Raw genomic sequence first — 10,035 nt, 5'->3', positions numbered from 1 at the left:
TTAGCCGGTACCAACCCCTGATCCAGAAACGCCATCGGCCCGCTGCAGTGTCACTGCAGCGGGCCGATGGCGTTTTGATCTGGTGCGCACGGATGGATTCCAATAATCCATATAAAATCATGGTTTTACGGAATTTATCTGAAAGCAGCCAGCATCAATGCCCCCGAAGATCTTGGATGTAGAAATACAAGACTAGACAAACTAGATGAAGATAAACCGCAGCCGAACAAGCTCATTAAACGGTGATACTTCACGCTTTGCCCCATCTGTGATGTTCACCGAAGAGATAGACGTACAGCTCGCGCCTAGCACGGTAGTGCCCCCCCATCCCGTCGTATTTGGACTTCCAGAGGCGACGTGCCCCCAATTTTGAGTAGCGCCTCGGTTTGGAGTCCTGCTCCAAGAAGATTGGACGTGAAGAAGCATTTTTATCGAAGAGCAGATCGTCCGCTCGCTGCGCGAAGCAAAGGCCGGCATTGCCATCAAGGATATGTGCCGGCGCCACCACCGCCCCCTCCCATCACCGTATCCATCCTTCCCTTTGGGAACTTCGCTGCATCGGCCCGTTAGCAAACTCGGTTAAGGTCATCACCATCGCAGGCCCGTGGCTGGTACTGATCTCCGCTGAGTTCATCTTGGTACAGCGCTTGGCATGTGCCGTACTTTGCGACCTACTTCTGGACCTGCGCTTCCAGAAGCCATACACCGTTTCTTCACTGCCCGGGGGGGGGGGGGCAGCACGCATGCGCGTGCTGCCCCCCTAAAACGCCATCGACCCAGTCCAGTTATTGGATCTGATAACGACTACTGGCATTTTGCGCCACCCAAGATCTTGCTCCGCCCAGAACTCCAGCCTCTACGTCATGCGCCAAGCCGACGTCGAGATTCGCAGCACCGGTTTGAAACACGCCCATTGCATCGACCAACTGATTGACCTCAGCCAATACCGCACGCCGCACCGGACGTCGGGACGCAGTGATGGCCAGCGGATCCTTGGTGTAGTCAACGGCCAAAATCTCGGTCGACACAGAAGCCATCAAACGATTACTGCCTGAGGTACGGCTAGCCGATGCCGTGGTATTGCCAGCTTGCATCGGTGTCAGCAATGTTTCGAACTCCGCCGCTGAAATGCCGTGTCCACCATCTTCGGGCTGGATCATCCACAGAGCGTTGTTGCTACCCAGGAAGTGCTTGAGCACGCTCACCTGCTGATTGGCGTCGCCGTCCACTCGCACGATCAGGTCGTCGCTGTTGCGGTGGAAGCTCAAACGCGTCCGCTCGATACCAGCCATGAAGATGGAATCGCTGCCGCCACCGACACTCACGGTGTCCACGCCATTGCCCTCACGATAGGTGTAGACATCGTCACCCGTACCACCGAACAACAGGTCGTTGCCGTCCTCGCCAACGAGAGTGTCGTTGCCCGCGCCACCGTAGAGCATGTCGTTGCCCGATCCGCCGAAAGAACCGCTGCCACCCCACAGAAAATCATCGCCATCACCGCCTTCGATGCGGTCGTCACCGAGCATGCCAAACAGGGTGTCGTTGCCGGCCAGGCCGCGGAGCAGCTCCTTGCTTGTATTGCCGCTCAGCTGATCGTTCGTGGCGGTACCGGTCAGCACGCGCGCATAGTCGGCCGGATTGGCCTCTCCGTCACTGCTGGACACACGGGCATTGATCGCTGCGGTGTCCAGCTGGGCGCCACTACCGGGCTGTAGGACATCCAACGCGAAATCGCCGCCAAGGAAGTGCTTGGTCACACGCACACTGCTATTAGCGCCGCTGGCCAATGCAATCACCAAGTCATCCCCATCGCGGGTGAATCGTAGGTTGCTGACCGGTTGTCCATCTTGGAATTGCAGACGGTCGATACCGCCTCCGGTATTGTCAATCACATCGCGGCCGCTGCCGAATACATAGGTATCGTCGTTGGCGCCGCCCAGCATGAGGTCATCGCCATCCTCGCCGCGCAGTGTGTCGTTGCCAGCGCCGCCCTCCAACGTGTCGTCACCGCTGCCGGTGCCATTGCCGCTGCCACCGGACAATGTGTCGTTGCCGGCACCACCTCGCAAGGTATCGTTGCCGCCCATGCCCAACAAGGTGTCGTTACCGCCCAGTCCGTCGATCAGATCCTTACCAGTCCCGCCAGTCAGTTGCTCTCCGGAGGCGGTGCCATTGATGGTCCGGTCCGGACTGCTGCTGTTGATCAGCTGTGCGATCTGCGTTGCGGTATAGCGTGCGTTGCTGGCTTGCACAACGTCCATGCCGGCATCACCGCCCAGGAAGTGGCCGCTGACGCGTGCCGCTGCGATCGTAGCGCCATCGATGTGCACCAGGAGGTCGTTGCCGTCGCGCTTGAACGACAGCCGGCTGCTGGCCACGCCATTCACCAACAGGGTGTCGTTGCCGCCACCGGTGTTGTTGATGATGTCGCTGCCAGAGCTGCCATCGATAACATAGGTATCGTCGCCGGCGCCGCCAATCAGCCGGTCATTGCCGGCGCCACCGGTCAGCTGGTCGTTACCACCGCGTCCGTTCAACGTGTCGTTACCGGCAAGGCCAAGCAGGGTATTGGCCGCTTCGCTGCCTTCGATGAGATTGTCCAGCGCATTGCCGGTGGCTTGGCCGCTGCCGGTCACGCGCAGGTTCTCGATGTTGTTGGTCAAGGTGGTGGTGGAGCCGGTCGTTCGCACGATGGTGTCGATGCCCATGCCGACCTGCTCGACTGCCCGGTCTCCGCTGTCATCGAAGTAGTAGGTGTCGTCACCGTCGTAGCCTTCCATCACGTCAGCACCCAGGCCGCCGTTGAGGGTGTCGTTGCCGCCGTTACCGTAGAGCCGGTTGGCCAGGGCGTTGCCGGTCAGCGAAAGCCCGGTGTCGACGGCCACGTAGCCGTACTCCACATTGGCTGCAAGCGTCGTGTTCACCAGCGCGTAGACACTATCGGCGCCTCCGCCAGCCAGTTCCACCACCACGTCGCCTGCGTCGTCAACATAGTAGGTATCGTTGCCGGTGCCGCCGCGCATCTCATCGGCGCCCTGCATGCCATCGAGCGTGTTGTCGTTGCTGTTGCCGACAAGCGTCTGTGCGCCCTCGCGCCCGATCGCGACGGTCGCCTGTGATCCCTCGACCAGCACGATCTGCTCGATGTTGGCATCGGCCGTGTAGCTGTAGCGACTGCTTTCCACCGTGTCGAAACCCTCACTGGCCTCTTCGATGATGCGTTCGCCATCTTCCCACTGCAGGACGTAGGTGTCGTTGCCACTGCCGCCGCGCAGAACATCGGCACCGCCATTGCCTTCGAGGCGGTCGTTGCCGGCCAGGCCGATCAGCTGCTCACGCTTCCAGGTTCCGACAAGCACGTCATCCTGTGCGGCGCCCTGGATCACGATGGTCGCGTGCAGCGATATCCAGGCAGATGCGGATGCACCGTGCTGGTCGGTAGCGGTCAGGGCGAAGGTGAAGTCGCTCTCGTCGGCAGGTACGATGCCGCTGAGTGTGCCCATGACCGGGTCCACCGAAAGCCACTGTGGGCCACTTACGGAGTAGGTCAGCGTGTCGCCGGGCGCATCGCTGAAAGCCCCGGCAGGAAGTGCCAGCGAGAACGGTTGCCCCACCGTGAGCTCTGCGTTGTACTCGAAGGTGTTGGCCACAGGCGGCTCGTTGCCACTGATCAGCTGGTCAAGATCGCCGCGGCGGATTTTGCCATCGGCAAATACGAACCGATCGATCGCGCCCTGAAGCCTTGTCTGGCCGGGGTTGCTGGAGTCGTCCACCCAGTAGCCCTGCACGATGATACGGTCGTTGGCGTCGGTGCCGAGCTGGACGATCAGGTCCAGGCCGTCGCGGGTCCACACCACGTCCTCGGCGAGGATGCCGGCGCCGAAGATTACCTCGTCGCTGTCGTCATGGTTGTAAGTGTTGATCGAGATGATGCGGTCGGTGCCGTCGCCCGCTTCATAGTAGAACCGGTCATTGCCCGAGCGGCTGCCGTGCCCGCTCTGCCACTCCGATCCGTACAACGTGTCATTGCCCCGCCCCCCGTAAAGGTCAGCACCGTAGACCGACGCATACAGGGTGTCGTCACCGTCTTCACCATACAGGCGATCCGGCTCATTCACTTGCGTATAGGGATTGAATTCGGCCAGCCACTGATTGCCGCGCAGGACGTCATTTCCGCCGCCACCGCGAATCTCGTTGGCATACATGTTCCCGATCAGGATGTTGTCTTCGTCGTTGCCTTGGATGTTCGCGCGCAGGACGATGTGCGAGGGCTGCTGGTTGTCCACATTGCGCAATGTCAGGTTCTCGACATTGGCGTAGTCGGCCAGCGAGAACCACATGCCGTGCTGAGTCATCTCGTCCCATCCGGCAATGATCACCGTGTCGTTGCCGCCACCGGCCGCCTCGATCACGGCGTCCTTCCGGGTCACGATGTAGGTGTCATTGCCGTCCAAGCCCACCAGCTGGTTGGCGCCGCTGGCAAGATGGCCCTCGATGACGTTGTGGTCGTCGTTGCCGGTGCCGTAGATGGCATCACCCGTCAGCCGCAGGTTCTCGAGAAACTCGCGGCCTTCAATGGAGTAGTTCAGGTTGGTCTGGACGGTATCGATCGAATCGTGGTTGAGGCGGTTCCTTTCGATGATGATGTCGTCATAACTGTCGATGATGAAGGTGTCATTGGTTTCGGCACCGATGAAGGTGTCCCTGCCGCCCTTTCCATCCAGCACAAAGGCGAGACTGGCCGGTCCCCAGGTGCGGCCGATGATCTCGATCACGTTGTCTTGGCTGTTGCCGGTGACGGTGTTGTACGAGTACCAGTAGCTGGACTGGGTGATCTTCGCGTTCTCGACATTGTCCGGAAGCACTGTGTCGAGCAGGTTGCTGAGCAGTGTATCGACGCCACCGCCCGCCAGTTCCTGGATCTCGGCGACGTTGTTGCTGGTACGATAGGCGCTCCAGCTGAAGTTGTTTAGGTACTCGTAAGTATCGTTGCCGTCGCCACCAATGAACATGTCGAGATCGAAGTCGATTTCGGTGATGAAGCGGTCATCGCCGGCGCCGCCCCTGACGATGTCCACGCCCGTGCCGTCAATCAGTACGTCGTTACCCGCGCCTCCATCGAGCTGATCGTCGCCCTCACCGCCAGAGAGAACGTCATTGCCACCGCCGCCGGACAGCACGTCGTTGCCACGCCCGCCGGTGACGGATTCCGGCAGGTTGGTTCCGGTGTAGACATCGTCGCCGTCGCTGCCCGTCCAACTCACCATCTGGAAATCCGAACGCTTCATCTCGATGCCGTCGGCAAAGACAATGCGATGGGCATCGCTCGCTAAGAAGCCCTCCAGCACGAGGATGTTATCGGGCTGCGCATTGGGCGAAGCACCGCCGGCCAGGATCATCAGGGTGAGCGTGTCCCCCTCCAGGGTGAAGTTGTGCACCATGTTGCGCGTGATGCCGACCATGTTGATCGTGTCCACGCCTGCGGCATTGCCTGCCAGGTTCCTGATGAAATCGATGCCCGAGCCCAGCAGCACGTTGTAGGTGTCATTGCCCTGGCCACCGTCGACCTCGTCGGAACCATCCAGGCCGTCGTTCCAGAGGGTGATGACGTCATGACCGTCGCCGCCCAGCACCACGTCGCTGCCTGCGCCGTCAGTCAGGGTGTCATTGCCGTCGCCACCATCAATCAGGTCTTTGCCGCCCTTGCCGTCGATCACATCTTCACCGCCTCGCCCATACAGGCGGTCAGCGTCCTCCGTTCCCATCAGCGTGTCGTCGCCGCCGGTACCGAGAATGGTTGCCCCGTAGAAGGCGCCCGACTCGATCTGCGCACGCGTGATCACCTGGTTGTCGGCGGTCTGGATACGCACCTGGGTGGTGCCGCTGAAGTAGCCCTTGATGCGAACCTGGTTGTCATCCAGGGTGACCAGCAGGTCGTCCTCGTCGCGCGCATAGGCAAGGTCTTCGGCGGTGATGCCGTCCAGGAAGAACACCCAATCCTGGCTGTCCTGGACGAGCGTGATCACGTCCTTGCCGAAGCTGCGGCTGAACTGGTACTGGTTGTTGCCGGTGCCACCGCTGAGGAGATCGTCGCCCTCGTCGCCGACCAGGACATCGTCACCCGCGTCACCACTGAGGACATCGTTGCCGGCGCCGCCAAACAGGAAGTCGTTGCCGTTGCCGCCGTACAGGGTGTCATCGCCGGAGTAGAGGCGCTCGTAGTCATCGCCGTACAAGCGGTCGTCACCGTCGCCGCCATACAGGATGTCATTGTTGCCCTGGCCATGCATGAGATCATTGCCATCGCCACCATCGAGCACATCGCGCCCATGGTTGCCAGCCGCGACCGCGTTCTCGTCACCGTCAATGTAGTCGTCGCCCGCACCGCCGTACAGGCTGTCATTGTGCGCGCCACCATACAGGAAGTCCGCGCCATCGCCGCCCTGGACTGTGTCGGCGCCTTCCCCGCTATCGAGGGTATCCGCGCCCTCACCGCCGAACAACTGGTCGTTGCCGATCCCTCCCGACAGGTGGTCGTTGCCTTTGCCGCCATCCAGACGATCGTCGCCGGCATCGCCTGCCATGTTGTCATTGCCATCACCGCCATCCAGAGCGTCATTGCCCTCACCGCCGGACAGCGAGTCGTCATCCTCGCCGCCGGATAGCGAATCATTTCCGGCATCGCCCTGCAGGATGTCCTTGCCTGCGTGTCCGATCAGCACGTCGTTGCCGGCCCCGCCAGAGATGCTGTCATTGCCGTCCCGGCCCAGCAGCACATCATCCCCGACGCCGCCAGAGAGGGTGTCGTCGCCGGTGCCGCCGTCCAGGATGTCATCGCCTGCCTCGCCGGCAATGGTGTCATCGCCGGCTCCACCATCGATGTAGTCACCCTCGCCGACCGTGGAATGCTCGTCCAGTGCGTTGTCGCCCCACATGTTGTCGTTGCCTTCGCCGCCGGAAATGACGTCGCGCCCCAGCCCACCTAGGATCTGGTCTGCGCCCGCACCGCCGGAAAGGACGTCCTCTCCCTTGCCGCCAGCAATGCGGTCATCGCCTGCGCCCCCATTGATGGAGTCGTTGCCGCCCATGCCTGCCAGCAGATCATTGTCGTCGCCGCCATCGATGTTGTCGTTGCCCTCGGCGCCATTGATGCTGTCATTGCCGGCGCCGCCGAAGAGCGTCGCGCCTAGGATGGGCAGGTAGGGATTGTCGTCAAAAGTGAAAAGGCCACCGCCGGCCTGTTGGCCATCCGGATGGCCCGGCGAGAAGTACAGCAGGCGGTACTGCGTGACTCCTGACCTGAAGAACCGAAAGGTTTTGCCAGGAGATGAAGAGGCCTCGCTGTAGTCGAAGTTTCCGCCGAGCGGGAAGCTGGCAGGCGCGAACCATTCGCCGTCTTCGCCCGCGGCAAACGAACTGCCCCGCGACCAGGTGAAATATTTCCCCACGTCACGCCAAACATCAGCCAGCGTCAGCCCGGCGACCGGGCCCGCAGAATACTGGAAGCCAAAGTTGAACCGCGCGTCGATGACGTCGTCACTGGCACCACCGTGAACCGTTGATCCATCCCCGAAGCCAGAAATAAAGTCGTCGCCGCCGTCGCCGTATATCTCGTCCTTGCCGCCTCGGCCATTGATGATGTCGCCATCATCGCCACCGTACAGCGTGTCGTCGCTGGCGCTCGAACCGCCCCAGATCATGTCACGACCACCGAGTCCGTGGATGGTCACCGGCCCGGTGTCTCCGCTGGTGATACCCGGATTGATATAGTCGCCTTCGGCAGTGCCCGGGCCGGAAGGTACCGGGTGTTCCGGCTCGGTCGGCATACCTGGAAGGGTGAGCCCGTAGTCACCGTTCTTCCAGTTGAGCAGGGTAACCGTGGCATTCTCGTAGTGCTTGGAGGAGACCACGAGGGTGCCAGGGCCGCCGTCACCCGGGTCGTTGTAGACGAGGGTGAAGTAGTCCTCCGGCGAGGCGTAGCGGTTATCGCCGGTCTTCTCGTAGGTCACGCCTGCAATGTCGACAATGCCGAACGTCAGCTTGTTGTTGCCTTCGCTGTCGTCGATGATCTGATTGCCCACTGCTTGGTCGGTGAGCGTGTACTCGTCATCGCCACCCTTGCCGAAGGCCGTCGTGCGGCCGTACAGGAACGTGATCGCGTTTTTGCCGTCGTTGCCAACGACAATGTTCTCGTGGGTGTTACCGGTGGCGATCTCGCCATCGTTGACGAACCTGGGGTCCAGCTGCGGCTTGTCGGGAGCGTCCGGGTCACCGGGCACGTATGGATCGACGGCTTTACCGACCGACGAAATGAGGGCCTCTACCTCGTCGCTCCATCCCTGCGATTCGAGGAAGGACCAGAACTTGTCGTTGATCAGCGAGTCCCACACGGCCTCGCCCAGTTGGGTAGCGGCATAGCCGGCTGCGAGGACCAGCAAGATCGACCCCGCCGCAAACCACAGCGGTGTCGAAAGGATGCCGGCCAGGCCCCCGGCCACACTAAGCAGCGCGCTCACCACCGCTCCGCCAACAACAATGCCGGCGATCTCGCCACCCACGCCACGCGGGTCGGTCGCGCCGTTCTGGATCGCTCCGGCGATATCGGCAATCAGGAAGAAGTTGCCCAGTCCATTGCCGATACGAGCGGCGCCCCGAATCGCCTTAGTAGAGTCGGAGGCCGCGTCATGCAGCTGCTGCAACCCCACTCGGTATTCATTGGCAACAAAGTCGGCATAGCTAGCCACCTTATTTGCATGAGGACTGTTGGACTTGAGCGCGATTTCCTTCCAGCGCTTTGAAATGCGCGCATAGTCGATGGCAGCCGCCTTGGCGCGCTCCATCTCCGAACTGGCGGCGATGTTGTCCTGGATTTTCTCCAGTGCAGCCTTTACCTGAAGTTCCGTCATCTCTTTGACGGTCTCTTCGGTAAGCGTCTTGCTCGAGTCCTCCAGGAATTTGCCTGGATCCGGCAGAAATTGCGACATCTCCAGTAGGTAAGCTTCCTGGAACCAGCGTATCGCTTCAGGCGAATCCGGCTTTTCTGGTGGAGGCGGCGCGTCCAGGTCGCCCTGGATAAAGTAGATGGTCTTGTTGGACGTGGTCATGGCGACGCGTTCCTTGCGGTTGGAGTTTAGGTGGAATCCAGTGAAGCACTTGGACGTTCAGAAGGATCAGGACCCTCTCAGCCGCTTGCGAAGCGCAAGCCGCCCTGCCCGCTTCCGGGGATCGCAGCGGCGTGTAAGCCGCAGGTCAATGCAGGAGCAGACGCTGGCCAACGGCAGGCACAACAAGAGATACAGGCCTGGCAGGGCCCTGCCGGGTACGCCGTGGTTGATGAGGAGGTCCATCAAAGGCAGCATGAAGGCGAGCGAGAAGAGGGAGACAAACAGGTGCCAGAAGCTGAAGAATAGGTATCGATTCGTCCAGCGCGTGCTCCTCGCCGGGCTGTCGATCGACTCGGTTGCCAGGCGATGTGCGGCCACCCGCAGCCGGCATCCGCAGCCAAGCATTCCGGACACGAGCACGATGCTCACATAGATCAGCGAAAGGGTCAGCATGTGTCAGCGCTCGCGCAAGGCTTCAGTGGTGTGCTGTTGCAGAGGACTAAGCAGGTAGTCGATGACCCGGCGCTTGCCCGTCTTGATCTCTGCGCTAAGGCTCATCCCGGCATTCAACCGCACACCTACACCATCGATGTTCAGCGTGGCCCGCTCCAGCTTCACCCGGGCGGGGAATACCAGGCCCAGCTTTTCGTCTTGTGCGGCATCGTGGGACACGCTGGCGACCGTGCCGGTCAGATAGCCGTAGCGGGTATAGGGGAAGCTGTCGACCTTGACGGTGACCGGTTGGCCCGGGCGCATGAAGCCGATGTCCTTGTTCAAGACGGTAACTTCTACCTCCAGTGCTTCTTCGGCTGGCACCACGACCAGTAACGGCTGTGCGGGCGTGACTACACCGCCTACGGTGTGGACGGCCAGCTGCTGGATCGTGCCGTCGACGGGCGCATGCAGGGCCATCAGCTTGTCGCGCTGT

At 61.3% G+C, this 10,035-nt stretch carries 3 protein-coding genes and 1 pseudogene; 1 reads left to right on the top strand and 3 read right to left on the bottom strand.

From position 1 onward, the window contains the following. Positions 1-424 precede the first annotated feature (424 nt). A pseudogene (locus AC1KVE_RS20905) lies at positions 425-505 on the top strand (transposase); the annotation flags it as partial. A 280-nt stretch (positions 506-785) separates the two neighbouring features. Here the strand turns inward: AC1KVE_RS20905 and AC1KVE_RS20900 are convergent. From AC1KVE_RS20900 to AC1KVE_RS20890, 3 genes are all read right to left on the bottom strand, one after another. Next, complete coding sequence (locus tag AC1KVE_RS20900) at positions 786-9,107, bottom strand: putative Ig domain-containing protein (RefSeq protein WP_481093114.1); 8,322 nt, start codon at positions 9,105-9,107, stop codon at positions 786-788. Positions 9,108-9,173: 66 nt separating this feature from the next. After that, positions 9,174-9,560 carry a hypothetical protein gene (locus tag AC1KVE_RS20895; RefSeq protein WP_184457446.1) on the bottom strand — a complete coding sequence of 129 codons (387 nt, stop codon included), beginning with the start codon at positions 9,558-9,560 and terminating at the stop codon, positions 9,174-9,176. 3 nt (positions 9,561-9,563) lie between these two features. Continuing rightward, positions 9,564-10,035, bottom strand: a 472-nt coding sequence (locus AC1KVE_RS20890) for a beta-barrel domain-containing protein (RefSeq protein WP_481093113.1), incomplete at its 5' end; no start/stop codon positions are given.

The sequence above is a fragment of the Xanthomonas sp. NCPPB 2864 genome, assembly GCF_056675615.1.
Note: the sequence above shows the minus strand (reverse complement) of the source record. Positions and strands in the feature narration are given on the sequence as shown.